The sequence below is a fragment of the Hydrogenobacter sp. T-8 genome, from assembly GCF_011006175.1.
Lineage (GTDB): Bacteria > Aquificota > Aquificia > Aquificales > Aquificaceae > Pampinifervens > Pampinifervens florentissimum.
The window spans coordinates 826,153-849,822 of record NZ_CP048795.1 but is presented as its reverse complement, the minus strand read 5'-3'; the positions used below and the strand labels follow the sequence as shown (position 1 = coordinate 849,822).

General features: G+C 43.6%; 31 protein-coding genes and 1 tRNA gene. 8 read left to right on the top strand and 24 right to left on the bottom strand.

Annotation, left to right across the window (positions count from 1 at the left end):
- The first annotated feature begins 148 nt into the window (after positions 1–148).
- Positions 149–589 (top strand): arsenate reductase ArsC, encoded by a 441-nt coding sequence (locus tag G3M65_RS04985; protein ID WP_173833491.1) that lies wholly within the window; start codon positions 149–151, stop codon positions 587–589.
- Here the strand turns inward: G3M65_RS04985 and nikR are convergent.
- The 7 genes from nikR to G3M65_RS04950 are packed head-to-tail and all read right to left on the bottom strand — an operon-like array spanning position 560 to position 4,997.
- Complete coding sequence (gene nikR, locus G3M65_RS04980; protein WP_173833490.1) at positions 560–970, bottom strand: nickel-responsive transcriptional regulator NikR; 411 nt, start codon at positions 968–970, stop codon at positions 560–562. The two genes, G3M65_RS04985 and nikR, sit on opposite strands and share 30 nt — an antisense overlap.
- A gap of 14 nt (positions 971–984) precedes the next feature.
- On the bottom strand, positions 985–1,749 hold the full coding sequence (locus G3M65_RS04975) for an energy-coupling factor ABC transporter ATP-binding protein (protein ID WP_173833489.1): 765 nt from the start codon (positions 1,747–1,749) through the stop codon (positions 985–987).
- On the bottom strand, positions 1,742–2,287 hold the full coding sequence (locus tag G3M65_RS04970) for an ABC transporter permease (RefSeq protein WP_173833488.1): 546 nt from the start codon (positions 2,285–2,287) through the stop codon (positions 1,742–1,744). The genes G3M65_RS04975 and G3M65_RS04970 overlap by 8 nt, the downstream gene beginning before the upstream one ends.
- The gene (locus tag G3M65_RS04965; RefSeq protein ID WP_173833487.1) at positions 2,277–2,912 is read right to left on the bottom strand and encodes an energy-coupling factor ABC transporter permease; all 636 of its coding nucleotides are present in this window, start codon (positions 2,910–2,912) and stop codon (positions 2,277–2,279) included. The genes G3M65_RS04970 and G3M65_RS04965 overlap by 11 nt, the downstream gene beginning before the upstream one ends.
- A gap of 2 nt (positions 2,913–2,914) precedes the next feature.
- The gene (locus G3M65_RS04960; RefSeq protein WP_173833486.1) at positions 2,915–3,910 is read right to left on the bottom strand and encodes a transporter; all 996 of its coding nucleotides are present in this window, start codon (positions 3,908–3,910) and stop codon (positions 2,915–2,917) included.
- Positions 3,907–4,320: a hypothetical protein gene (locus tag G3M65_RS04955; RefSeq protein ID WP_254426318.1), complete on the bottom strand. Its 414-nt coding sequence runs from the start codon at positions 4,318–4,320 to the stop codon at positions 3,907–3,909. Before G3M65_RS04955 ends, G3M65_RS04960 begins: the two co-directional genes overlap by 4 nt.
- A complete protein-coding gene (locus tag G3M65_RS04950) occupies positions 4,317–4,997 on the bottom strand; it encodes a DUF4198 domain-containing protein (protein WP_173833485.1) in 681 nt (226 codons plus the stop codon). The genes G3M65_RS04955 and G3M65_RS04950 overlap by 4 nt, the downstream gene beginning before the upstream one ends.
- A gap of 62 nt (positions 4,998–5,059) precedes the next feature.
- On the opposite strand from G3M65_RS04950, the gene G3M65_RS04945 reads away from it, so the two are divergent.
- From G3M65_RS04945 to metK, 7 genes are read left to right on the top strand one after another with little or no spacing between them, the layout of a single operon-like run.
- Positions 5,060–5,521, top strand: coding sequence for an SRPBCC family protein (locus G3M65_RS04945; protein WP_173833484.1), 462 nt, complete (start codon positions 5,060–5,062; stop codon positions 5,519–5,521).
- Positions 5,491–5,958, top strand: a complete 468-nt coding sequence (locus G3M65_RS04940; RefSeq protein WP_173833483.1) for a hypothetical protein — start codon at positions 5,491–5,493, stop codon at positions 5,956–5,958. Before G3M65_RS04945 ends, G3M65_RS04940 begins: the two co-directional genes overlap by 31 nt.
- Before the next feature lies 1 nt (position 5,959).
- Positions 5,960–6,463: a peroxiredoxin gene (locus G3M65_RS04935; protein WP_173833482.1), complete on the top strand. Its 504-nt coding sequence runs from the start codon at positions 5,960–5,962 to the stop codon at positions 6,461–6,463.
- Between the two features lie 42 nt (positions 6,464–6,505).
- Positions 6,506–8,512 (top strand): heavy metal translocating P-type ATPase, encoded by a 2,007-nt coding sequence (locus G3M65_RS04930; RefSeq protein WP_173833481.1) that lies wholly within the window; start codon positions 6,506–6,508, stop codon positions 8,510–8,512.
- 10 nt (positions 8,513–8,522) lie between these two features.
- A complete protein-coding gene (rpsP, locus tag G3M65_RS04925) occupies positions 8,523–8,786 on the top strand; it encodes a 30S ribosomal protein S16 (RefSeq protein WP_254426317.1) in 264 nt (87 codons plus the stop codon).
- Between the two features lie 13 nt (positions 8,787–8,799).
- A complete protein-coding gene (locus G3M65_RS04920) occupies positions 8,800–9,039 on the top strand; it encodes a KH domain-containing protein (RefSeq protein ID WP_173833480.1) in 240 nt (79 codons plus the stop codon).
- Positions 9,040–9,055: 16 nt separating this feature from the next.
- Positions 9,056–10,186, top strand: a complete 1,131-nt coding sequence (gene metK / locus G3M65_RS04915) for a methionine adenosyltransferase (protein WP_173833479.1) — start codon at positions 9,056–9,058, stop codon at positions 10,184–10,186.
- Here metK and G3M65_RS04910 read toward each other — a convergent pair.
- From G3M65_RS04910 to G3M65_RS04830, 17 genes are all read right to left on the bottom strand, one after another.
- The gene (locus tag G3M65_RS04910; protein ID WP_173833478.1) at positions 10,172–11,020 is read right to left on the bottom strand and encodes an ATP phosphoribosyltransferase regulatory subunit; all 849 of its coding nucleotides are present in this window, start codon (positions 11,018–11,020) and stop codon (positions 10,172–10,174) included. The genes metK and G3M65_RS04910 overlap by 15 nt on opposite strands.
- Positions 11,021–11,085: 65 nt before the next feature.
- Complete coding sequence (locus G3M65_RS04905; protein WP_173833477.1) at positions 11,086–11,310, bottom strand: hypothetical protein; 225 nt, start codon at positions 11,308–11,310, stop codon at positions 11,086–11,088.
- A gap of 82 nt (positions 11,311–11,392) precedes the next feature.
- Entirely contained in the window at positions 11,393–12,334 is a 942-nt protein-coding gene (locus G3M65_RS04900; protein ID WP_173833476.1) for an RpnC/YadD family protein, read from the bottom strand.
- Between the two features lie 9 nt (positions 12,335–12,343).
- On the bottom strand, positions 12,344–13,366 hold the full coding sequence (locus tag G3M65_RS04895; protein WP_173833475.1) for a chorismate-binding protein: 1,023 nt from the start codon (positions 13,364–13,366) through the stop codon (positions 12,344–12,346).
- Entirely contained in the window at positions 13,367–13,858 is a 492-nt protein-coding gene (locus G3M65_RS04890) for an ADP-ribose-binding protein (protein WP_254426316.1), read from the bottom strand.
- An 8-nt stretch (positions 13,859–13,866) separates the two neighbouring features.
- Positions 13,867–13,940 (bottom strand) — tRNA-Arg (locus tag G3M65_RS04885).
- A 26-nt stretch (positions 13,941–13,966) separates the two neighbouring features.
- A complete protein-coding gene (locus G3M65_RS04880; protein WP_254426315.1) occupies positions 13,967–14,368 on the bottom strand; it encodes a bacteriohemerythrin in 402 nt (133 codons plus the stop codon).
- Positions 14,369–14,395: 27 nt separating this feature from the next.
- Positions 14,396–15,070: an N-glycosylase/DNA lyase gene (locus tag G3M65_RS04875; RefSeq protein ID WP_173833474.1), complete on the bottom strand. Its 675-nt coding sequence runs from the start codon at positions 15,068–15,070 to the stop codon at positions 14,396–14,398.
- Positions 15,063–16,613: an AAA family ATPase gene (locus G3M65_RS04870; RefSeq protein ID WP_173833473.1), complete on the bottom strand. Its 1,551-nt coding sequence runs from the start codon at positions 16,611–16,613 to the stop codon at positions 15,063–15,065. The genes G3M65_RS04875 and G3M65_RS04870 overlap by 8 nt, the downstream gene beginning before the upstream one ends.
- Positions 16,614–16,621: 8 nt before the next feature.
- Positions 16,622–17,821, bottom strand: coding sequence for a DnaA ATPase domain-containing protein (locus G3M65_RS04865; RefSeq protein WP_173833472.1), 1,200 nt, complete (start codon positions 17,819–17,821; stop codon positions 16,622–16,624).
- 156 nt (positions 17,822–17,977) lie between these two features.
- Positions 17,978–18,982 carry an aldo/keto reductase gene (locus G3M65_RS04860; RefSeq protein ID WP_173833471.1) on the bottom strand — a complete coding sequence of 335 codons (1,005 nt, stop codon included), beginning with the start codon at positions 18,980–18,982 and terminating at the stop codon, positions 17,978–17,980.
- 12 nt (positions 18,983–18,994) lie between these two features.
- Positions 18,995–19,687 (bottom strand): succinate dehydrogenase/fumarate reductase iron-sulfur subunit, encoded by a 693-nt coding sequence (locus tag G3M65_RS04855; RefSeq protein WP_173833470.1) that lies wholly within the window; start codon positions 19,685–19,687, stop codon positions 18,995–18,997.
- Positions 19,688–19,689: 2 nt separating this feature from the next.
- The gene (locus tag G3M65_RS04850; RefSeq protein ID WP_173833469.1) at positions 19,690–21,198 is read right to left on the bottom strand and encodes a sigma-54 interaction domain-containing protein; all 1,509 of its coding nucleotides are present in this window, start codon (positions 21,196–21,198) and stop codon (positions 19,690–19,692) included.
- Entirely contained in the window at positions 21,198–21,668 is a 471-nt protein-coding gene (locus G3M65_RS04845; protein WP_173833468.1) for a YqhA family protein, read from the bottom strand. The genes G3M65_RS04850 and G3M65_RS04845 overlap by 1 nt, the downstream gene beginning before the upstream one ends.
- The gene (locus G3M65_RS04840; RefSeq protein WP_173833467.1) at positions 21,668–22,087 is read right to left on the bottom strand and encodes a c-type cytochrome biogenesis protein CcmI/CycH; all 420 of its coding nucleotides are present in this window, start codon (positions 22,085–22,087) and stop codon (positions 21,668–21,670) included. Before G3M65_RS04840 ends, G3M65_RS04845 begins: the two co-directional genes overlap by 1 nt.
- Positions 22,088–22,162: 75 nt before the next feature.
- Positions 22,163–22,840, bottom strand: a complete 678-nt coding sequence (locus G3M65_RS04835; RefSeq protein WP_173833466.1) for a metal ABC transporter ATP-binding protein — start codon at positions 22,838–22,840, stop codon at positions 22,163–22,165.
- Positions 22,825–23,661, bottom strand: a complete 837-nt coding sequence (locus G3M65_RS04830; protein WP_173833465.1) for a metal ABC transporter substrate-binding protein — start codon at positions 23,659–23,661, stop codon at positions 22,825–22,827. The genes G3M65_RS04835 and G3M65_RS04830 overlap by 16 nt, the downstream gene beginning before the upstream one ends.
- Between the last annotated feature and the right edge of the window lie 9 nt (positions 23,662–23,670).

Below are 23,670 nucleotides of genomic sequence, written 5' to 3'. Positions count from 1 at the left end.
TACAGAACCAAAACCACAAAGGAAAGGAGATTTTTACCAAAACGCTTAGGGAGATTCTCTCCTATCTTCTTCAAGGCTTAGTAATAAGCCTCTTTATAGCCTAATCATCTTAATAAAATCTTAACATCCAAGAAATAGAATAAAAGTCATGAAGATAGGTTTTATATGCACTGGCAACTCAGCGAGAAGTCAGATGGCGGAAGGTTTTGCAAGAAGACTGGCGGAAATCTTAAAAATCAACATTCAAGTATACTCCGCTGGCTCAAATCCTGCAAAGGAAATAAACCCCCTTGCCATAGAGGTAATGAAGGAAAAGGGCATAGACATAACCTCTCAAAGACCCAAGGGGCTTGAAGCTATACCCTACCAAGAGCTTGACCTTGTCATAACCCTCTGCGATAGTGCAAAGCAAACCTGTCCCGTATTACCCGGCTCTAAAATGGTTCATTGGGACCTTCCAGACCCAGCAAGCTTTGAGGGAACAATAGAAGAAAAACTTGAATTTTTTAGAAAGGTTAGGGACGAAATAGAGGAGAGGGTTTGGGACCTTCTGCAAAGCTTACAACTCAGGAAGGCAAACTCTGCTTAGCTTAGAGAGTTTTACGCCTCTCAGACCACCTATCTGGTTTGCAAGGCTTTCAAGCTCCTCAGCCATACCCCTTAAGACTATTACCTCAAGGCAGTTATGATGGTCAAGGTGAAGATGAGTGGAGCAGAGAACATTAACATGATGCTTGTGTTGAAGGTCAAGAAGTCTGTAAACCAACTCTTTGTCGTGATGGTCGTATATTATGCTCAGGACACCGATAACTTCTTGGTTTTCTTCCCATTTTTCTTGGGATAGGAGGTCTCTTATGAGGTCTCTAACCAGCTCTGACCTTGACGCATAACCCCTCCTTATCACTCTCTTGTCAAGCTCCTCAAGAAGGCTCTCATGCAAAGATACACAAAATCTTACACTCTTTTCCATTTTCTAAAATTTTATCAAAGGTTGTGAAGATGCCAGTCTCCAGTGCTCCTGTGTCTGTGCCTGTGCAAAAGACCCGCCCTTATGAGGTTCTCCTTATCTTTGAAAAACTCTTCTATCTTACCATCGTAAACCAAAGTATGGTCTTCTCCCAAGACTAAAAGTCTACTACCCAATTCATTCGCAAGGCTTAGGTTATGCGTGGAAACCACCGTGGTGCAAGAGAGCTCCCAAAGAAGGTCTACAAACCACCCTGTGGTTCTTGGGTCAAGATGTGCGGTAGGCTCATCAAGAAGAAGAACCTTTGGCTCAAGCACAAGAAGGCAAGCAAGGCACAACTTTTGTTTTATACCAGTGCTCAGCTCAAAGGGTGGTCTTTGTAAGTAGGGAGTAAGTCTGAACTTCTCCGCCCAGTATAGAACCTTATCCCTTATAACCTTTTCCTCCAACCCCAGCTGTCTCAGAGAAAAGGCAAGCTCATCATAAACTGTAGGATTAAATATCATAACCTCTGGGTTTTGAAAGAGAAGAACCACTTCCCTTCTGAAGGTTCTCCTAAAATCCCTTTCTTTTAGCCTCTTTTCTTCAACCCTCTTGCCACGATATAGGTATGAACCCTTTTGTGGAAAGATTAAGGCGTTTAGGATTTTAAGAAGGGTGCTTTTTCCAGAGCCGTTTATACCAAGCAGAACTACCCTTTCTCCTTCTTCTATCTTCAGGTTTATGCCTCTTAGAGCTGTGTAGTTTTCATAGTAGTAGTAAACATCTATAAGTTCAATCAATATAAAACCCCCTTGATTTCATAGCTTTTGCCACTTCTTCAGAATCCCTAAAAGCCCTATCAAAAAAGTAAAGCCCTATACCTCCAGAGAAGTTTATCATATCCCTTCTTTGCGGACCCTCTGGGCTTCTGCTCCTTAGGGAATCCTTAAACTCAGAAAAAACCCTTCTGTAAAGGAGTATATGGCTTGATGTGAGAACAAGAAGCTGTGAAAGGGTTTTTGAAAAGCCAAATGCCAAGTAGAGGTTTATATTTCTCAAAACAAGAAGAGTAAGAAGTGTAAGGTTAAGCACGCGTAAGGTAAGGAGAAGAGCATAGGAATAGTGTCCAGTCCAGAGGGCGTAGGGTGTTGATATAAAAAGGGCAGTAAAAAGGGCAAGGACAGAGGGTCTAATAGCCCTTCCGAGACTGCTCCTTAGGGATATTGCGTTAGCAAGGAGAAGGAGAGAAAGTAGTAGGAGCAAGTATTTTATAGAAGAGAGAGAGGACAAAAGAAGAAGTGCCAGCATGTAAAGCAACAGGAGAAATTTATCCTTCAAGACCCCTCCTCCTTACAAAGCTCACTATCGCCTGAGTTAAAAGCCCCTCCACAAAGGCAACTGGTATATGGGAAGTTAAAAGAAGAGGAATTGTAATGCTGAGAGGATAGGGGAAATAGAGAGCTTTTCCGTCCACATCTGTGAAAAGGTAAGGATGTATACCAAGAACAATAGACATAAAAAGGGCGGACGCAAGGGTGGATATAAAGCCAGAGAGGAAAGTGGCATACTTTCTTTTTGTTAGAAGGCTATAAACCCCATAGGCACAAAAGCTTCCTACAAAGCCAATGGCGAGGGCGTTCACCGAGTAGGTAGTTATCCCTCCATGACCTAATAATACCGCCTGAAGTAAGAGAACGAGACACATACACAGATAGGCTGTCCATGGACCAAAAAGTATAGAAAGGGGTGCAAAGCCCATTCCATGCACGGATGTCCCACCGGGAAGTGGCAAAGAAAGGGAGCTGAGGACAAAGGCATAGGCGGAAAGGGTTGCCAAGTAGGGAATGCTTTTCTCGTTTAGGTTTTCCTTAAACCTTTTAAAACCATACAAGGCAAGACCTATAACCAGTCCATACGCTGGCACAAAAACCTGAGGTGCAATGAATCCATCTGGGACATGCATGGCTAAAACATGAAGGAAAAGGTCATGATGAGCCTATATTTTTCCTTGCCTTCCGCACCCTGCTGTTGGCTCTGCTGGTTTAGGTCTTTCCATAGGGGAAACTTCACACCAGCTCCAAGTGAAGCCCTTTTGTAATACATCCTTCCACCAAGAACTCCGTAGAGTATATCGCCCCCAGAGTCATCCAACTTAGTTCCATTTTCCTTATCTTTCTGAAGGTGAAGATAATTAAGCTCTGTAATAAGGTCAAACCTCAGAGACCTCTGCACATCCTTGAAAACTCTATAACTCAGTGCAGTGTTTACCCTTACCTCATCACCAAACTTATACTTGTCCCCTGTGTTGTATTTATGCTCAAAAAACTTCAGATAGCTTGTGTCAAGGGTAAAGGTAAGCTCAGGGAGGTTTACAAACTGCTTTGTGGCTGTAAAGCCTACTGTTAACGTCGGCTTTCCAAAGCCCAAAGCCATATCTGGTGCAAACTCTCCTTGATAGCCTTTCTTGTTAGCGTTGCCAGTGGGTAGGCTAATGCCACCATAAAGGGTAAAATGCCAGTCCATCATATCCTCAAGGCTCTCCTTTTTTGGAAGTAGCTTAAGACCTCTGTCATATTTAAAGCCTAAGACTGCCATCAAAGAGACATCCGCAAAACCTTTACTGGTAAAGCTCTTTTCACCCCCATCCCTTAGCTCCTTCTTTACATTGTAGGGGACAAAAATATACAGAGAAAGCCAAGGCTTAAAACCGTATCCGACTCCGAACATCCAAAAGTCCGACCTGTCCTTTTGGTCTGGAAATTCCGAAAAGCTGTATTTTTTCCACTTGACGCTGTCTAACTTGGTATAGAAAAGCCACGAGCCTTCTGGCAGTGTGGCGGAGCTTGAGCTTTCAAGGGGTGCACCGGGTCCTTCAAGACCCACCGCACCAAGAGAGGCAACACCATGATGGGCAAAGGTTAAGCCCGAAAGGGTTAGCAATGCAAGGGTTAACCTTCTCATTTTTTCCACCTCCTTGAAAACAGGCTAATAAGACCAAAGATGCCGAGAAGATAGCCAAGAGCCGAAAGAACCCTTTGATAGCTTTCAAACTTGCGATGGTCTTTCTCTACCCTGCCGGCCTTTAGATTGAGCCTCAGCTCTGCACCATGCCCATCCTGAGAGCTTATCCTCAAAAGCCAAAGACCGTCCCTGTCAGGGCAGAAAACTACCCTCCCAAGGGCATCACTTCTGCCCTTTTGAAAGGGAACTTTCTCGCCCTCTCTGTAAACCTCATATTCCTCGTAGGAAAAGGCACTTCCGTCTTGGAAGTAAAAACGCACAAGCGTGCAGTTGCCTTCCTGACGGACCTCCTTTAAAAGCTCATGAGAAAAGGAAAGGGAAACTAAGAGAAAAAACAAAGCCAGAATCATCTCTCCACCTCAAATATCAAATAAAAGGTCTTAAGCACATAATCTGCCTTTCCACTGCTGTCCTTTTCCCTTACAGTGACTCCCACTAATTGAATACCTTTTTCTCTAACCCTTAAGTTTATCCTTCCCTCTTCGTCTGTAGAGCCAACTATCCTGCCATTGTGATATACAGGTGCATCCCTAAGGGGCTTTCCTCTGTAATAAGCTATAACCGTAAACTTCTCACCAACCCTTAGGCTTAAAGGACTTTCTACAGGGATAATTTCCAGCTCATTGCTTAGAGGTTCTCTTCTTGGCTTCCATGCATTTATCCTTCTTGCAATTTCCAAAGAATACCAGCTCTCTATTGGGTCTTTTACCTGGTCCTTTGGTAGGTTTTTAAGACCCTCGGGTGTCTTTGTCCAATAGCCAGAAGAGAAAACCGCTTGAACCATATGGCAACTACCCCTTAGTTTGAGAGGATAGCCCTTTATAAGCTCAGCCTTAAGCCTATTACCCTCCGCATCTAAACACTCAAAGCTAAGAACCTGCTCTGGTGAGTATTTGACCGTAGCCTCTTCCCCTCTTTCTGGTTTTATATGCCCGTATAGGAGGACAAAAAGGTTCCCGTCCCTTTCAATCCACAGCTCATGAGCTTGAGCTGTATAGAGCAGTAAGATTAGCAACAATACGAGCATGCACTCCTCCGTATTACTTTTTTCTTTAGAGTAATATAAACGAATTTTCATTCATTGTCAATATGATAAATATCATACCACTTCCTGTAAAACCCCTAAACTTTCTCAGCAACATGGAATTCTTCTCCTACTGTAGCCTTACAGCACCAATGGAATTGGTAAGAGGCTTTTTCAACAATTCAGCAAATCTCCTCAAGATAACACCCTTATCTTTTCTTTTTAAGGTAGAGCCAGAAGAGGAGCTAAAGGAGGGTATGGTGATAAAGCTGAAGTTTCTCGCTTTTACGATTATGGAAAGCCTTATAAGGGATGTGGGGCCCTTTGGCTTTACGGACATAGCTCTTAAAAAGCCTTTCTTTATAAGACACTGGGAACACAGGCATATATTCATACCAAAGGGAAACTCAACGGTGATAGAAGACCATCTTACTGTAGAGAGCCTACTACCAAATGTCTTGTTAAGGCTATTTCTTAGGCTTATGTTTATATACCGATGCAGGAAGTTAAAGGAACTACTAACTTAGAGCCACAGACTTTTGCTCTTGCTGGCACTCTTATCCTTCCTCTTGGTGGTTTGCACGAGGTTTTTGCAGTAATTGGTGGTCTTGCTCTCATGTATGGTATGGCTGGACTTTTGGAGAGGTCCTCTTTGGGAGAGCTAAAAAAGACCTTTGGGCTTGGGCTTTTGGTTGCCATAGTGGGTGGGCTATGGGCAAAGCATGTGCTTGACGCTTATGGTTTTGACATAAAAAGGCTTTTAATTACCGCCTTAGTTTCTGGTGTTGGGCTTTATATCCAGTCAAGGTGCTACAGTGCTTTGTCAAGGGCAAAGGGAAAGGAAATCCTTGAGCTGGGTGGTATTCTTCTTGTGATAGGCTCTGCTACCTTTTGGTTTTATGTGGGCTTTATTCCTCTGGCTTTTGGTGTTTTGCTAATAGCCTATTCCTTTTGGAGGTGGTAATATGAAGGAGTTTATTATAAAAGTCCTTGCTCTACTTGGTATAGCTCAGGCAGGTGCTCCACTGCAAGAAGGTCAGCAAGCCTACCTCTTTAGTCTTAAAAACCACGAGGGTAAAACTGTTAACCTTTCAGACTACAGAGGAAGGTGGGTAGTCCTCTACTTTTACCCAAAGGCGGACACTCCTGGTTGCACCGCACAGGCAAAGGAATATACAAGGCTCATGCCAGAATTTGAAAGACTAAGGGTAAAGGTTTTTGGAGTAAGCACTGACAGTGTGGAGAGCATAAGGAAGTTTAGAGAAAAATACAACCTTTCTGTGGAATTTCCCTCAGACCCAAAGGGTAGCGTGGCAAAGGCTTATGGAGTCACTGTAATAGCAGGCTTTTGCTCAAGGGACACGGTGCTAATAAATCCAGAGCTTAAGGTAGAGAAAATATACAGAGGTGTCGACCCTTCTGCGGACCCCCAGAGGGTTTTAGATTATCTAAAAAACAAAGTAAAATAAACCTCTTGAAATTAACGCACTCAAAACCTCATACTTAATCCTATGCGTGCAAGTCTAAAGGTTTCTGGAATGACCTGTGTAAACTGTGCAAGGGCTATAGAGATAAGCCTTAAAAAGCTAAGAGGCATTCACAGAGTGGAGGTTTCCTTTGAGTTGGGAAGGGTCGTAGTGGACTTTGACGAGGAGCTTTTGAGCCTTGAGCAGATTGGAAGAGTTATAGAATCTCTGGGCTACAAGGTTGAAAAGGTAGAGGGCAAAAAAAGGTCTCTTGAGATACTTCTTTTTTGCTGGAGTTCAAGCCTTTTGATAATGGCACTCATGTTCGTGCATAGTCCACTTAGTCTCTATACACAGGCTTTGCTTGCTACCGCTATTCAGCTTATTGGTGGATACAGCTTTTATAAGGGTGCTATAAGCTCCCTTAAAGCAAAGGTAGGCAATATGGACTTGCTTATAACCTTAGGAAGCACATCCGCTCTTTTGTATAGCTTTCTTACTCTCTTTGGTCTTCTTCCTGGAGAACCTTTTTTTGAAACATCCGCCTTTCTTATAACCTTTGTAAAAACCGGCAAGTTCCTTGAGGAATGGGTAAAGTCCAAAGCCCTAAGAGGTTTAAAAGACCTCTTTTCTTTGCAAACCATAAGGCTAAGGGTTCTCAAGGATGGTAAGGAGATGGAAAAAACTCCCTTAGAGGTTTTTATAGGCGATACGCTAATTTTGAGAAGTGGCGATTTAGTAGCAGTAGACTGTAGAGTTTTGGAAGGCTCTCTTGAGGTGGATGAGTCCCTTGTAAGTGGAGAGAGCCTGCCTGTTAGAAAATCCGTCGGTGATAGGCTCATATCTGGTAGCGTGGTGATCTCTGGTTTTGCAAAGGCAAGGGTGGAAAAGACCTTTTCAAGTAGTTATGCCAACTTGCTTGTAAGACTTGTAGAAGAGACTCTTAGCAAAAAGCCAAGAATTCATCGCCTTGCGGACAGGTTTTCCCACTACTTTGTGCAGTTGGTGGTTGCCTTGTCGGTGTTGGTTTTCCTCCTGTGGCTTTTCAAGAGCGGAGACCTCCAAAAAGCGGTGAGCTTTTCTTTGGCGGTGCTTGTAGTCTCTTGCCCCTGTGCCTTTGGTATTGCAGTTCCTCTTGCACTTACTGTGGGTCTCTTTAGAGCCTACAAAAGAGGTGTTCTAATAAAAGAACCATCCGCCCTTGAAAAGAAAATAGACATCCTGCTCCTTGATAAAACTGGCACTCTTACAGAAGGAAAGCCAAAACTTGTTGACCTTAAGCTCTACCAAAGCTCCGCCCTTTTTATAGCCTGTGGTCTTGCAAAGGTTTCCAACCATCCCTACTCTCAGTCCATAAGGGATTTTTGCAGGTCAAGGGGCATAGAAGGAGAAAATTTTGAAAACTGTAGAGAAGAGGCTGGAGTTGGTGTAATATGTGGAAATTATATGCTTGGAAGGTCAGAAGAGGGTGTAGCTCTCTACAAAAATGGCACAAAACTGGCGGAGTTCTACTTTGAAGACCACATAAGACCAGAGGCAAAAAAGGTGGTGGATTTTCTCCTCTCAAAAGGTATAAGGGTTTACATGCTTACAGGAGATAGAGAAGAAAAGGCAAGGGTGGTAGCCAAAGAGTTAGGTATAGCAGAGTTTTTTGCTGAAGCAAAGCCTGAAGACAAGCTAAGGAAGGTAGAAGAGCTAAAAGAAGAAGGCTATAAGGTTGGACTCGTAGGCGATGGTATAAACGATGCTCCTGCGATGGCTCGGGCGGACCTCTCCTTTGCTCTTGGCTCTGGCACAGACATGGCAAAAAGGGCAGGAGAGGTTATCCTGCTTAGAGGACTTGAAGGTATAAGGGAGTTCTTTGAAATAAGGGATAAGACAATGCGAAGGATAAGGGAAAACCTCTTTTGGGCTTTTATTTATAACCTTGTGGGCATACCCATAGCAGGTGGGCTGTTATACTCAAAGGGCATATATCTAAAGCCAGAACTTGCCGGGCTTATGATGGCTCTGTCCTCCCTCAGTGTGGTCTTGAATTCTATAAGGAAATAATGTATAATACATGGACTGTTCTGAGGAGGCAAAGATGGCACTGAGGATAAGGGTATCAAGATACGGAAGAAGACATCACCCCATATACAGGCTTGTGGTAGCAGACGCAAAGGCACCCAGGGATGGCAAGGTGGTGGATGTGATAGCCACCTACGACCCTGTAAACAAAAGACTTATAGAGGTTAAGGAAGAAAAGTTAAAGGAGTGGCTCCAAAAAGGAGCCGAGCTTACAGACAGAGCAAAAGCCATACTCAAAAACGCAAAAATACTCTAACAGGAGGTAAACCATGAGCCAGCTAAGGGACATCGTAGAAATAACCGCCAAATCCCTTGTGGACAGCCCTGAGAGGGTAAACGTGCAGGAAATCGAAGGAGAAAAAACAGTAGTTATTGAGCTCAGGGTTGACAAAAACGACCTCGGAAAGGTCATAGGAAAGGGCGGTCGCATTGCAAGGTCTCTCAGAACCATCCTTTCTTCTATGGGAAGAAAGATAAACAAAAGGGTGGTTCTTGAGATACTTGAGTAGTTTATAATAAACCTCCATGGGCAGGACTATAAAAATGGCAGAGTCCCCCATGGAGGGGCATCCAGACAAGTTAGCGGACCTCATAGCGGACGCCTTGCTGGATGAGTTTCTAAAGAGAGACCCCTACAGCAGGGTGTCCCTTGAAATACTTCTCATATCTGGCATGACCTTTGTAGCAGGTCATGTTTCCACAGAAAGCTATGTAGACATACCAGGCACTGTCAGAAAGACCATAAAGGAAGTGGGTTATAACAGACCAGAGCTTGGCTTTGATGCAGATTCCTCTGCAGTAATAACCTCTATAGAGGAGCAGAGCCCTGAGATAGTGCTTGGCATATCCTCGGAGGGTGCAGGAGATACTGCAACGGTTGTGGGTTATGCCTGCAAGGAAACAGAAAGCCTTATGCCTATGCCCATAAGCCTTGCTCATAAACTCTCTCACAAAATTTCCGAGCTTAGGAAGTCTGGCAAAGCACCCTTTCTCAGACCCGACGGCAAAGTGCTAATAACGGTGCTATACGAAGATAACAAACCACTATCTGTAAAGGACATAATAGTTTTCTGTCAACATGACCCAGAAACTCAACTTGAAAAGCTGAGGGACTTTATAACGGAAGAGGCAGTCAAAAGGGTAGTGCCTCATAGCCTTATAACAAGAGATACACGCATTCTTGTTAACCCGTCGGGAAGGTTTGTGCTCGGTGGTCCTGCGGCGGATGTGGGGCAAACTGGTAGGAAGATAGTTTCTGATGCCTATGGAGATGTGGCTTATTCTGGAGGTAGTGCCTTTTCTGGCAAAGACCCAACAAAAACTGATAGAACCGCCTCTTATATGGCACGCATGATGGCAAAGCATGTGGTAGCCAGCGGTCTTGCAGATAGATGCATGGTGCAGATGGCTTACGCTTTTGGCATGAGCGAAGTGATAGCTTTTGATATAGAGACTTATGGGACAGAGAAAACAGACAGAGAGAAGATAAAAGAAAGGCTCTTAGAGGTTTTTCCCACAAGCCCTAAAAGGATGATAGACTTTTTGGACCTGAGAAAGCCCATATATAAGCAAACCGCCTGCTATGGGCACTTTGGAAAGGAAAACCTCCCCTGGGAAAAGCTAACAAAACTTGAAGAGTTTTTAGAGCTCAAGTAGTCTATCAAGATAAACCGCACCCCCAACCGCACACAACTCCTTTCCAAGAGTCTTATAAAGACCGTCATACCTGCCACCACCAGCAAGAGGATAGCCAAGGGAAGGGTGGAAAAACTCAAAAACAAGTCCTGTATAGTAGTCCTGAGGGCGAAGTTCCGATAGGTCAAAAAGAAGGTTAAGCTCCTTTAAGCTCTCGTAAACCTCCAAAAGCCTGTCGCACTCTACAGAAAACTCTGGATGTTTTCTTTTGAAGGTTTGTAGCACCTCTGGACCGCCTTGTATAGTGAGTAGGTCTCTGAGTTCAGGTGCCTTAGAAAGTTCTGAAAAGTTTTTCTCAAGAAGGGCTTTTCTGTAGCCCTCTCCATATTTTCTGAGAAGACCTTGTGCTATGCCCACATGTCCTACACTTACCGTCAGTTCAGACAAGCCACAAGTCCTAAGATAGTCCGCAATTTTTCGGATAACCTCCACTTCCGCCTTTGTAGAACCTTCCCCAAGAAGCTCAATCCCTACCTGAAAGCTCTCAAACTCCGTATTGGTGGAAAAGGTATTTCCAAAGTAAAAAACCCTAAGAGGAAGTTCCAGGTCCTTTTGGAGGCTCAAGAATCTTGCAAGACTTATAGTCCAGTCTTTTCTTAAACACAAAAGACTTCCGTCCTGCAAACTTCCCACAACGAAAGCACCTTCACCATAAAGTTTTGGACTGTATAATTCAACAGAAGGCAACATAATATACCTATACTCAGCAAAAACCTCACAAGCTCTTAGGAAAAACCTCTTTAACTTTTCCGACTCCTCAAAGTTGAAAAACCGTTCCTGCGGTGGAAATTTCACAGAGAGTTATTATATACCTTATAGGTCAAAGTTTCAGCTCCTGTCCCAACACTTCCAAAAGGTTTTCAGAGCTTATCAGTTTTTTTGAGTAAAGCCTGCAAAAACTCTCTGTCCTGTATATCTCTTACCCTTTCCTCCAAACCCTCTGGCACATAGCCAAGTTTGCCCTCTACGAGAGTTATAACCATCTCCTGTGCGGATTTCAGAAGACCCTCTTCAAGCCCAATCTGTTTGCTCTCCTCAAGCCCAAGCCTATACAGAATATCCTTTCTCAGTTTTTTCTTTGGCAATCTTACATCTTCAGGTCTAACCACTATAGGTATGTGTTTGACCTTCTCTGTGAGTCTTATCCTTATGAGTTTTTGAGTTAGTTTATGAAATTCTCAGTTCAGTAGCCAAAACCTGCATAAAATCCTCAGAAGTGGAAGCCAACCTCTTAGCTAAAGACCTTAGAAACTCCACATCTTTTATTTCCCTTATCCTATTTGCTATTTCTTCAGGCACATGACCGAGTTTACCCTCAATTATGGCTATAAGCATCTCTTGTGCGGACTTTAAAAGACCTTCCTCAAGTCCGATGTGTTTACCTTTTTCAATGCCAATAACTTCACCCTCTTTTCTACCTTCCTCAAGTCCAATTTGCTTACCTTCCTCAAGCCCAAGCCTATAAAGAATATCCTTTTTCAACTTTCTCTTTGGCAATCTTACATCCTCAGGTCTAACTACTATAGGCATATGCCTAACCTCCTCTGTGAGTCTTATCCTTAAGTTAGGTCTCAGTTCTGTCAGCGTCAAGGCTTTCAAAAGATAGTCTTTTCTCTCTTCCTCGTTCATGCCTTCCATAGTCTTTATGAGTTTCTCTATCAGATATGCCTCGTCCTCCACCTTACACAAACAAGCTAAAAGCCTATCCATAGGGTCTGGGCTTTCCAAAAGCACTTTGCAGTCTACCTGCCTTATGTCAATCATCTCATAGCTAAAGCTAAGGTTTCTAAGCCTTAGCCTTGACTTCATTTTTATCTTTCTGTTTCCCACATAAACAAGGAGCTGTTTTATGGGACTGTTAGGATATCTCTCTAATATGGCAAGGTAATAGCGTAGCATTCTGAAGGGCATGTTAGGGTCGTTGAAGGATTGGAATTCTATGTGCAGTATGCTCTCATCCTCAAGCCTTGCTAAAAAGTCCACTCTTAGCTCTGTGGAAGGGAAGTTGGTGGGTAGGAGTTCCTTTATGGGTGCGGGTGCAAGTATTTTGCTAAGTCTGTGTGGTATTTCTTCAAAGATGTCCTTTAGAGCTATGTCTTTTGAAGGCATTTATGAATTTTAATACACAGGGTCAAAGGCTTGCGTTTTTAAAAGCACTTCTTGCCATTCTCTTTCTGGAGAGGAATCCCAAACTATGCCTGCACCTGCAAAGTAGGAAACCCTTCTACCTGAGCCTATGGCAGTTCTAATTAGCACACTTAGGAGAAAATCCCCGCCTTTTATAAGCCCACCTACTCCACAGTAGTAGTCTCTGCTGTGAGGCTCAAACTGGTCTATGACCTCCACCGCCTTTCTTTTGGGAGCACCTACCACAGAAGCAGGTGGAAAGGTTTCTTTCAATATTTCCTGCAGACTTTTGTTTGTCCTTGCCCTCACTGTTGAATGCATCTGAAAAAGTGTCCTGTATTCTTCTACCTTAAAAAGCTCAGGCACCTCCACACTTCCACACAGAGCTATTCTTGAGAGGTCGTTTCTTACCATATCTGTTATCATGAGATTTTCCGCTTTGTCTTTTTCACTTTTTATGAGGTCTTCCCTGATTTTTGCTGTCCCCTTTATAGGTTTGCTTAGGATAAGGTCTCCCTCCTTCTTTAGAAAGAGCTCCATAGAGCCACTTATAACATAAAAGTCCTCAAGGTCAAGGAAAAAGGCGTATGGCACTGGCTGACGCATATAGTATCTTACAAAAAGGTCAAGAGGGTCTCCATAAAGCAAAAAATCAAACCTACAGGTAAGGTTTAGCTGATATACTACGCCTTTTGATATGAGCCTTTTGACCTCTTTAACCGCATTTATGTAGTCCTTCGCAGTAAAGGAGGAGGAAACCCTCTCAAGTCTTATTTCTTTCTGCTCGTAAGAGAGCCTCTCAAACCCATCAATCTCAAGACATACAATAGGTGGAAAGTCTCCGCTTTTTATCTGTAAGCCTAAGGTTTCAGAGCTCAGAGAATAAGAAAACAAGGCAAAGCCATAGTCTAAGTTTTTGAAATCCTTGAGAGAATTATAGACCTTTAAATCCCTTACCTTAGCTTTAAAAAGACCTTCTTCCCCCAACCACCCACCAGAAAGAACAAGACGCATTCACAGAAGCCTTTTCCACTCTTCTACCATTTGCCTATCAAGGTCTACAAGTATGACCCTTTTGAGGTTCTTCGGTTGAAAATTCCTTACCTCCTCAATCATGGCTCTTGCGGATACATCCTTTGGAAGTCTTCCCACACCCGTTCCCATACCAGGCATGGCAATACTTTCAAAACCCATATTATCCGCAAGCTCTAAGACCGCCCTTACCGCTTTTCTCACCTTTTCCTCTGTGGTTTCCATAGCAGGCTCTTCCATGGTAGGCGCGTGTATCACGCCTTTAAAAGGCAGTTTTCCCGCAGAGGTCAAGACCGCAGAGCCAACAGGTATAGGTGCTTTTGAAACTGCCTCCTTTTCTATTTGCTCACCACCAAACCTTTTTATTACTCCAGCCACACCACCACCCATAAGACCAAGAGAGTTGGCAGGGTTTACTATGGCATCCGCCTGAACCTCAAGGAGACTTCCCTGGACTACACTTATCTCTATCATGGCAAATGCGTCCCCGGGAGGATTCGAACCTCCGACCTCGAGATTAGGAATCTCGCGCTCTGTCCTTCTGAGCTACGGGGACTAAAGAATAATTATACCACCACACCCTCAGGCTATCAAGCCCCTCTCTCTGGCAAACTCTCCATATTTTTTGTCCACCTTGGCAATATGACCCGCCAGCCATCCCCAAGCAAGGGCAAGGGATTCCCTAAAGGCATGGTGGTCTCCCTTCTCCACATGAGGCAGAAGGTCCAAAATTACCTTGCGAAAGTTTTCGTGAGCCTTCTTGTGCCTTTCAAACTCAGGATAGCCTATGGCTTGCATAAACTTCTCCTCTCTCGCAAGATGGTATTCAACCCATGCGACCAGCTCTTTGCTGAAGAACTCTTCCGCCTCTGAGCTTTTGCCTTCCCTGAGAAGCTCGTAGACCTTGTTCAGAAGCTCCACCAACCTTTGGTGGTCCTTGTCCATTTCCTCCACACCGGTTTTTAGGTCTTCTGTAAGTTCCAAAATTATAGCTCCACCCCTTTTATGATACTATTTTAACACCTTCCCCGTTTTGTGGTAGAAAATATAAAGGTCAAGCTCTCCTTGAGACATTCCAAGCTCTTGGCATATTTCCTCAAGTTTTCTCTCCGCCTCAAGATATATGCGTCTTGTAATGGTTTTATAGTCTGGCAGGAGACCCTTTTCTTTAAGGTATCTAAAAATGTGCCTGTCCACTATTGCTACATCTTCAAAGCCTATGTTTCTTAGGAAGTGAGATGCCTCCTTGAGACCAAAGCCTTCCACTTTGTATTTGGAACAGGTATCGCTTAGCAAGTCTCTTATAGCCTTCCCTTCCTTTGAGCCAGAAAGAAGCTCCATAACTCTTTCAAACTTTTCCCTTGCCTTTACTATTCTTTCCGCTCTTTGGCGAGCAAAACGATGCCCTGCAGAAGATATGGTCTTTTCAAGCTCCTCAAGGCTCATACTCCTAAAGCCGTCTATTCCTATAAGGCTTTGCAGTTTTATACCCATAAGGGCGGAAGAGTTAGCGGTAAGAAGACAAAAGCAAAGCTCAGAAAATATGTCCACCTCATAGGAGTAGTTGGCAAAAGGTCTAAAGTCAAAGGTAGTCTTTCCAGTCTTCCCAAGCTCTTTGAACTCAGATAGTCTTCTATCTACGTAAGGTTTTATTCTATCCCTTAACCCCTGCAATTCCTCAAACACTGCAAACCTCCTTTATAAGCTCTTTTGCTCCCTCTAAGGTCTTGCTGTTTACCGTTCCCATAAGCCTGGCTATTTCCTCAATTTTTTCTTCCCCAGAAAGCTCTACTATCCTAATGAGGGGAATATCTCCAATGGTTTCCCTTTTTGTAGTAAAGTGCTTGTCTGACGCACTGGCTATGGCGGGTGAATGGGTTATGACTATAAGCTGGGTCTTCTTTGAAAGCTCCTTGAGTAGCTTGGCAAGTTTTATGGAAGTTCTACCGCTTATGCCTGTATCTACTTCATCCAACACATAGGTCTGAGTAGGTGGAGATAGCATAAAAAAGGCAAGAGAAAGCCTTGATATTTCACCTCCTGATGCTACCTCAGATATCTCTCTTTCATCCTTTCCGTAAGAGGAAAAGAGAAACCTCACTTGCTCTTTGCCATACCTGCCTTCTTTCCTCTCAAAGAAAACCTTAAAGCTTGCCCCCTCAAGCCCCATACTTTTCAGGTATTCCATTACCTTTTTCTCAAACTCTTCCTTTGCCAAAAGCCTTTTATTGCTGAGCTCCTCGTATAGTCTATATAGCTCTTCTCTTTTTAAGTTCAATTCCCTTTCCAAAAGCTCCGCGTCCTCTTCTTCCTCAAGTTTTTGGAGCTCTTCTCTTAGTAGGACCATATGCCTATATATATCTTGGTAGTCCTTTCTATACTTCCTTTCAAGCCTTTGAACCTTGTAGACCTTTTCATTGAGTTGGTCAAGCTCCTCTTGGCTGTATGATATGAGCTTTGACCTTAGGTCTCTCTCAAGGTCTGCCAGATAGTCTTCAAGAAGTTGAGGGATTTGTGTATGGTCTTGCGAAACTCCAATGATTCCCAGCTCCCTTAGGACTTTTTTCAAAGTCTTTAAACCTTCCAAAGACATTTCAATGCCTGAAAACCCCTGGAGTACAAGGCTGTTTACCTTTTCTGCCAAGTTTATCTCCTCAAGCCTCTTTTTTACAAGCTCATACTCTTCTGGCGTTAGCCCCACCTCCTCTATCTGTTTTAACTCCTCAGATATGAGCCTTTTTCTTACTTCTCTTTCAATTTTCCTTTGGTTTATGCTTCTTAGTTTCTCTTCAAGTTCCAAAACCTCTTCGTAAGCCCCTTCTACAGCCTTTCTTAGTTCCAGACAACCCACGAAACGGTCATAGACCTCTCTCTGAAAGTCCGCCCTTAGGATCTTTGTCCTATCGTTTTGACCCTGAAGAAGCAAGTTAGAGGTTAAGACTTCCTCTACTACTTTTCTTGTACTACCTCTTCCGTTCAGATAATACCTACTTCTGCCCTTAACTATCTCTCTTCTTAGGATAACTTGTTCCCCTTCAAGGTCAAACTCCGCCTCTACACATGTCCCCTCTGGATAGTCTCCTTCTCGCCCCATAAGGAAAAGCAAAGAGGAAACGGTAAGAGATTTCCCAGTTCCAGTCTCCCCAGTTATAACATTCAATCCCTTGTCAAAATAGAGCTCCTCACCTTTTATAAAAAAGAAGTTTTCAAGGCTGATCCTGACAAGCATGGTTATTTTTAATTTAAGCCTAAATGTTTCTTGATGCTCTTTTCCAACATCTCAAGCGTGTAGGCAAATTTTCTGTCTTGCTGTTTTTTCTCTTCTACCTTTTTTATGGAATATAGGGCAGAGGTGTGGTCTGGCTTTCCGAAGAGCCTCGCTATTTCCGAATAGGACATATGCAGAAGAGTTCTGCAAAGATACATGGCGGTCTGCCTTGCCTTTAGAACCTTTCTTTCTCTTGTTTCCCTTTTGAGGTCTTCAGTTCTTAGGTTAAAGTATTTTGCTACATGCTTTATAAGGTCTTCCTCCTTGCTCAGAGCTTGTGTAGGTTGTTCCTCCCTTATGCCGGTAAACTTTAAGGTTTTTATAAAACCCTCTATCTCCCTTACGCTGTAGCCCGTGTTTTCCATTACATAGTCAATGTGTCTTTTGTCTGTGGGAAGTCCAAAGAGAAGGAGCTTGTTTTTAATTATGGATAGCTTTGTCTCTTTATCCAGCCCTATTTCCAAGATGAGACCACTGGCAAACCTACTCAAAAGGCGTTCAGAGACATCTCTAATATCCTTTGGATGTCTGTCGCTTACAAGCACTATCTGTTTTTCTGCGGATTGGAGAGCTTCAAAGACCCTAAAAAGCTCTACCTGTGTCCTTTCCTTACCAGAGAGAAACTGCACATCATCCAAAAGCAGTATATCCACGTTAGAGTAGGCTTTCCTGAAGGTTTCTATTTTCCCTTCCTTGAGGCTTTTTATCATCTCCTCGGAGAACTCCACCGCCTGTCTATATAGAGCCTTATAGCCGTTAGACCTTGCCCTGTTGCCTACCGCATGGAGAAGATGGGTCTTGCCCAAGCCAACACCACCGTATATAAAAAGGGGGCTATAGACACCGGGGTTCATGGAAACCTCAAGACATATCCTATAGGCAAGCTGGTTAGACTTTCCCACCACAAAGTTTTCAAAGTTATAGGAGGGCAAAAGGTTGTCCTTAGGAGGGTCTTCTTGTAGTTTTTTCCCCTCTTCCTGAGACCTCACCAGTATTTCTTTTTCGTAGTCAGAAAGCCTTGCCCTAATATACTCAAGCACCCACTTTTTTTGTTCAAGGGTGGGCGTGATTATAAGGACCCTGCTCGGTGTTTCCTCAATCTTGAACTGTCTAAAAAGCCCCACCGCAAACCTGTCTCTGTTTTCCACAAAAAGTAAAAAGTCCCTCATGGCTCATAGTTAACACTTATGTCCGTAAGTTTTCCTTTTGTTGCCCCTCAAATTGCATTTAAATCATAAATCCTAAGTTAGGATAGCCTCAAGCCAAGAAGGGCTTACAAGCTAAACTTCTGAAGATGGTGAGCCTAAATCTGGGATAATCTGAAGCTATTTAAAAAGGCTTAAAAACTCTGCCCCACTTAGCCTTGGCACACCCAATATCTGAAGGTTTTCCTCCAAGTGTTCCAACTTACTCATGCCCACAAGGGCAGTGCCAACACCGGGAGTGCTAAGGACAAACTGAAGGCTTGCATGCACATCCTTTTCAACCTTGAGTTTTTGCTTTAGCTCCTGCGGAACTCTGCCAATAACTCTACCCTGATATATGCTGGCACTAATATAAGTGTAAATACCAAGCCTTTCACAGGCTTCAAGGGTAGAGACCCTTTGACCATCTACCTCTTGGTTTTTCAAAGTGTAGGCTTCTGGCATTCCAAGGTTATAAGGTAGTTGAATAAACCTAAAGTGGTGCTCTTGACCTGCCACTTGCTCTGCTATGCCTAAAAGCTCTGGAAGGTTTAGATACTGCCTGCTTGCGGGAGAAACCCTAAAGCCTCCCCATGTGGCAAGCCCATAATATCTTACTCTTCCTCTCTTTACTTCAAACTCAAGATACTCAAAACACTCCCTTATCTTTGTATTAAAGGTCTTTCTGTCAAAGAAGTTAAGCTGTTCCTCTGGGTTGTGGAGAAAATAAATATCCACATAGTCTGTGTTCATGTTTTCAAGGCTTTTGTTAAGACACCACTCAATAAACTTAGCGGAAAGATAGTGTCCCTGAGGAGTCATCTCCTCCAACTTTATTATTCCTGTGTTTACAAAGTTCTCGTAAAAGTAGTCCTTTGGGTCAATCCCTGAGTCCACATCGTAAGGCACATAGCCACCCTTTGTGGACACAATCACCTTGTCTCTTGGGATTTCCCTTAGCACTTCTCCTATGTCCCTTTCACTTTTCATGTATCTGTAGACTATGGCGGTATCCACCACATTTATGCCCCTCTGAAGGGCTGTCTTTATAACCTCTCTGTATCCTTGAGAGGTCTTTGGGTCAAGCTCTCCAAGATATGTGCCAACACCAAGCTCGGAGAGTTCAAGGTCTAAGAAGTTTTTCATAGAAAGCCTCCTTTAAAAACTCAAAAAGTCAAAGCCACCTACCTGCCTTTGAAGTAGACCCTTTTCTACAAGCAGGTTTTCTTCCTCTCTTATTAGACCCTCTGGCATAAGCCTTTTGGGGCAGGCATAGGAGCAGTTCATACAATGGGTGCAAAGTTCTGGCTTGAGGTTCTGCAAAGTTTTTAAAGTAGTCTCTTGTTGCGCATTTCTTGGGTCATGAAGGTATTTGTATAATCTTGTGAGGGTTAGAGGACCTCCAAAAAGTCCACTTTCTGATAGCACAGGACATACACTATCACATATACCGCAGAGTATACACTCCCAGCTTCTTGAAGTTTTACGGTTTATATCCTCTTGTAGGCTTATAGTCCCTTCTCCAATACGTAGCCACAGGCTATAATCCTTTAGCCTTTTCACTACGCTCTCGTGGTCTACTACCAGGTCCTTTATCACAGAAAACCTGTCAATGGGTTCAACAAGTAAATCCTCTCCAGAAACCCACGTGGAGCAAGCAAGGACTGGCTTTCCATTGAGCTTTACCGCGCAGGTGCCACATATACCCGCCCTACACATACTCCTAAAGGCGAGGGTAGGGTCAAGTTCCTCTTTAACTTTATACAAAAGCTCAAGAAGGGTTATCTTCTGAGAAACCTCAACTTCAAACTCCTCAACACCTTTAGGATGCCTCTTTATTCTGACTTTCACTCCTAATACCTCTTTATCTCAATCTGATACTTTTTTATCCTATAGTCAAGCTGACGCAGGGTGTATCCCAAAAGCCTTGCTGCTCTTGATTTTACATATCCTACCTTTTCAAGAGCCTTTATTATCTCATCTCTTTCCGTGCTTTGTATAACCTGTGGCATGTTTTTGGGACCTGTGTCATAAAGCCTTGCAAAAAAGTAGGGGGGTAGGTCTACTTCCCTTATCAAACCATCTCTAAGTATAACAAGACGCTCTATGGTGTTCTCCAGCTCTCTTACGTTACCAGGCCAAGGATACTCCATAAAAACTTCAATGATCCTTGGGTCAAGCCTGACCCTTTTGCTATATCTTTGATTGAAGACTTCCAAAAAGTGGTCTACGAGTATGGGGATGTCTTCCTTTCTTTCCCTGAGAGGGGGTATATGCACAGGAAGAACGTTTAGTCTGTAGTATAGGTCTTCCCTAAACTGTCCTTGAGAGACAAGCTCAGAAAGGTTCTTGTTGGTGGCGGAGATTATGCGCACATCCACTTTTACAGTTTTTTCACTGCCGAGCCTCTCTATTTCCTTGTCCTGTATGACCCTTAGTATCTTGGGCTGAAGGGCGAGGGGCATGTCGCCTATTTCATCAAGAAAAACCGTTCCACCACTTGCCAGTTCAAACTTTCCCTTTTTTGAGGTGTAAGCACCCGTAAATGAACCCTTTTCGTATCCAAAAAGCTCCGCTTCAAGCAAGGTTTCTGGTATGGCACTGCAGTTTATGGTTATAAAGGGCTTTTCTTTCCGCTTACTCATAAAGTGTATAGCCTTTGCAATAAGACTTTTACCCGTTCCGCTCTCACCGGTTATAAGCACGTTTACATCGGTCTGGGCGACCCTTTCTATGAGGTCAAGGAGGTTCTTTATAACTGGGCTTTTGCCCACTATACCCTCTACGCTGTATCTTTCGCTGAGAGCTTTCGTGAGAAGCCTTTTTTCTTCCTCCCACTCTTCCCTCTCCTGACTTATCCTCTCATCCAATTTGTAGAGCATGCCAATCATAGTCCCCATTATTAGCAAAAGTTCCACACCCCTCTCTACGCTTTCCTCTCCGAAGTCCTTAAAGACCGCAAGCACGCCAATTATTTCACCACCTATCCTAATAGGCACTGCCACAAAGCTTTCACCAGGCTCAAGCCTTTCCCTGAGACCAGTCTTATTAAGATAGGCGTTTATCTTTGTATCTGACAAAAAGACAGGCACGCCATCCTTATATACCTTTCCCACTATACCCTCACCCTTTTTAAAGATGCCCCTCTCAGCCTCTTCCTCTGTTAGTCCAAAGGCTTTGACTATCTTAAGGGCTTTTATCTCAGACCTATATAGTGCCACGTAGCTATGCCTTACATCCCAAAAGGAATAGAGAACCTTTAGAACTTCCTCAAGGCTTTTTGTAAACTCAAGACCCTTACTGAGTATCTTGGCAACCTCGTTGACTATGGTAAGCTCCCTGAGGTCTAAGCTCTTTTCCATCAATGCTCTTCTTTCACCTTATAATAAAAGATAAGCACGCCAACCACTATGGCAATGGCTATACCAAAGAGAAGGGTTTCAATAGGCTCTTTCCACTTTACCACGTTTTTTGTAAAGGTTATGGCAAGTATTAGGATTATTACGCTTGCCAGCTTAGCCTTGAGCTGGTCTATGCTTTCAATCTTTAACCAATCTGGAACGTTTAACTTTCCTACAAAGAGCTCATAAAGACCTACTGCAAAGATGTAGAGTATCACCGAAAGTAAGTGTATGTCCATAACCGCTATAAACTTAGTGGAAAGTATGGCAGTGTCCAAATACTCAGGGTCTGTAAAGACCTTGTAGAGGGTTTCAAAGGAAAGATAAACACCATAAAAGCCAAGAAAAACCGCACTTATAAAAAGGCTCAAGGCTGGAAGCACCGCAATTGCCTTGCCTCTCTCCACAAAAGCCTTCACAAACCTGTCCATCATTCCACCTCTGAGTTTATTTTTATTATCACACCCCTTGTCCCAACCTGTGCGTTGGTAGACCCCACAAGGTCTCCCTTTTGAGCCTCCGCCTTGTCAGAACTACTCAATCTTGCAGTTATTATAACCTGCCCTTCCATAATTCTATCGTGGCTCAGCTTGTGCTTGCCTGTTATCTTGAACTTGTAGGGTAGCTTTGGGTTCTTTACCCTTAAAACCGCCAAGGGCATAGGATTTTCAAGGTCTCTAACAGATATTATAAGAAAGGTTTTTCCCTTTGGAACTTTGTCCTTGAGAGCCTCATCAAGAACAACCTCACCCTCTATAAACTGATTTCTATACTTTTCAAGGGGCACTTCCTTTGGCAAGGGTTGACAGGCAAAAAGCAAAGAGGCAAGGAATACGAAGAGTTTTGACATAAATCCCTATTATAAGGCAAGAGGGCGGGCTTTCGCCCGCATAAGACTTATAAATACCTTTGTTCTGAAGTTTCGTTAAGGATGCAATCTGTAAAGGTCTCTTACCAAGTTTTGAAACTCCTCAGGCTTTATGACCTTGCAGAAGGGCATACCAATACACAGAATCCTTCTTGCGTTCCTAAGCACAAAGCCCACATCATGAGACACCACTATCACCGTTCTATCCTTTGCCACCTCCTTTAGGATATGCTCTATATGTTCTTGAGCGTGTATATCAAGACCAGTCATAGGCTCATCAAGGACTAAAAGGTCTGGGTTTGTGGTAAGGGCAAGAGCAAGCAAAACCTTTTGCTGTTCTCCACCAGAGAGCTTTACAAAGGGTCTGTTTAGCAGGTTTTCAAGGTGTAGGAAGGCTATAACCCAACCCACTTTTTCTTTGGGTGCAACCGCTCTTAGAAGCTCCCCCACATTACCTGTAAAGGATTTTTCCACGGAGAACCTTTGAGGCACGTAGCCTATCCTCTTCCATTGATTAAAGTTATCCAAGCTCTCACCAAAAAGTTTTACCTCTCCCCCTTGAGGCTTTATAAAGCCAAGCAAAATTCTCAAGAGCGTGCTCTTTCCTGCACCGTTTGGTCCAAGAATTCCAAAAAACTCTCCCTTTTCCACATAAAAGCTCAAGTCTTCAATGAGAGGCTCATCCTCCCTGTATCTAAAGTGAAGGTTTTTGACCTCTACTACCTTCTCTGGCACTCAAGCCCCTCTGAAAGCCTCTCTAAGTTTCTCCTCATAATGGAAAAATAGTCATCATTTCTCTCCTCTGGAAAGAGAGATGAATTAAGGGTCAAAACCCTTGCACCCACTTCCTGTGCTACTCTTCTTGCAAGCCTTTCGTCCTGTCCCAACTCCGCAAAAACCACACCCACTTTAGCTCTCCTTGCCCTTTCTATCATACGCCTTACCTCAGAAGGTCTTGGCTCTTCTTCCGCATGAACACCCCTTAAACCCACCATCTCAAGTTCATAGTCCCTTCCCAAGTATGCGGTAGAGAGGTGGGTAATCACCAAGGTTTTTGTCTTACACGTGGAAAGCACTTCCCTGTATTCCTTATCCAACGCCCTTAGCCTTTCCATATACTCACTTGCTCTCCTCTTGTATTGTTCAGAGCCAGCTGGGTCTAATTGAGACAAAACCTTCTGTATGTTCTCCACTACGCCCATGTATGCCTTAGGAGAGAGCCAAAGATGTGGGTCGTAGCCCCTTCCTACCCTTATAAGCGTTAAACCCTGTGCCAGTGGGTAAGCTCTATCCTTTCCTGCCGTGTTGACTACTTTCCTTTCCCAACCTTCTAAACCCAGATACAGAAAAGCTTTTGCCCTTTGAAGCCTTCTAACATCATCAGGCTTTAGCTCGTAGTGGTGAGGGTCCGCCTGGGACTTTATAAACACATCCACCTCAAATCTATCGCCCGCTATATACCTAAGAGGGTAGTATATGGGATAGGAGGAAGCAAGCACATAGTCCTTGGCGTATGATAGGCTTATAAGCAACACTAAAAACAATAGGACTCTCATAAGAGGTTA

Bases quoted from the DNA above. Each gene is read 5' to 3' on its own strand.
- G3M65_RS04985 (WP_173833491.1), top strand. From the start codon at position 149: ATGAAGATAGGTTTTATATGCACTGGCAACTCAGCGAGAAGTCAGATG.
- nikR (WP_173833490.1), bottom strand. From the start codon at position 970: ATGGAAAAGAGTGTAAGATTTTGTGTATCTTTGCATGAGAGCCTTCTT.
- G3M65_RS04965 (WP_173833487.1), bottom strand. From the start codon at position 2,912: ATGCATGTCCCAGATGGATTCATTGCACCTCAGGTTTTTGTGCCAGCG.
- G3M65_RS04960 (WP_173833486.1), bottom strand. From the start codon at position 3,910: ATGAGAAGGTTAACCCTTGCATTGCTAACCCTTTCGGGCTTAACCTTT.
- G3M65_RS04955 (WP_254426318.1), bottom strand. From the start codon at position 4,320: ATGATTCTGGCTTTGTTTTTTCTCTTAGTTTCCCTTTCCTTTTCTCAT.
- G3M65_RS04950 (WP_173833485.1), bottom strand. From the start codon at position 4,997: ATGCTCGTATTGTTGCTAATCTTACTGCTCTATACAGCTCAAGCTCAT.
- G3M65_RS04945 (WP_173833484.1), top strand. From the start codon at position 5,060: ATGATAAATATCATACCACTTCCTGTAAAACCCCTAAACTTTCTCAGC.
- G3M65_RS04940 (WP_173833483.1), top strand. From the start codon at position 5,491: ATGCAGGAAGTTAAAGGAACTACTAACTTAGAGCCACAGACTTTTGCT.
- G3M65_RS04935 (WP_173833482.1), top strand. From the start codon at position 5,960: ATGAAGGAGTTTATTATAAAAGTCCTTGCTCTACTTGGTATAGCTCAG.
- G3M65_RS04930 (WP_173833481.1), top strand. From the start codon at position 6,506: ATGCGTGCAAGTCTAAAGGTTTCTGGAATGACCTGTGTAAACTGTGCA.
- rpsP (WP_254426317.1), top strand. From the start codon at position 8,523: ATGGACTGTTCTGAGGAGGCAAAGATGGCACTGAGGATAAGGGTATCA.
- G3M65_RS04920 (WP_173833480.1), top strand. From the start codon at position 8,800: ATGAGCCAGCTAAGGGACATCGTAGAAATAACCGCCAAATCCCTTGTG.
- metK (WP_173833479.1), top strand. From the start codon at position 9,056: ATGGGCAGGACTATAAAAATGGCAGAGTCCCCCATGGAGGGGCATCCA.
- G3M65_RS04900 (WP_173833476.1), bottom strand. From the start codon at position 12,334: ATGCCTTCAAAAGACATAGCTCTAAAGGACATCTTTGAAGAAATACCA.
- G3M65_RS04895 (WP_173833475.1), bottom strand. From the start codon at position 13,366: ATGCGTCTTGTTCTTTCTGGTGGGTGGTTGGGGGAAGAAGGTCTTTTT.
- G3M65_RS04890 (WP_254426316.1), bottom strand. From the start codon at position 13,858: ATGATAGAGATAAGTGTAGTCCAGGGAAGTCTCCTTGAGGTTCAGGCG.
- G3M65_RS04870 (WP_173833473.1), bottom strand. From the start codon at position 16,613: ATGCTTGTCAGGATCAGCCTTGAAAACTTCTTTTTTATAAAAGGTGAG.
- G3M65_RS04865 (WP_173833472.1), bottom strand. From the start codon at position 17,821: ATGAGGGACTTTTTACTTTTTGTGGAAAACAGAGACAGGTTTGCGGTG.
- G3M65_RS04860 (WP_173833471.1), bottom strand. From the start codon at position 18,982: ATGAAAAACTTCTTAGACCTTGAACTCTCCGAGCTTGGTGTTGGCACA.
- G3M65_RS04850 (WP_173833469.1), bottom strand. From the start codon at position 21,198: ATGGAAAAGAGCTTAGACCTCAGGGAGCTTACCATAGTCAACGAGGTT.
- G3M65_RS04845 (WP_173833468.1), bottom strand. From the start codon at position 21,668: ATGGACAGGTTTGTGAAGGCTTTTGTGGAGAGAGGCAAGGCAATTGCG.
- G3M65_RS04840 (WP_173833467.1), bottom strand. From the start codon at position 22,087: ATGTCAAAACTCTTCGTATTCCTTGCCTCTTTGCTTTTTGCCTGTCAA.
- G3M65_RS04830 (WP_173833465.1), bottom strand. From the start codon at position 23,661: ATGAGAGTCCTATTGTTTTTAGTGTTGCTTATAAGCCTATCATACGCC.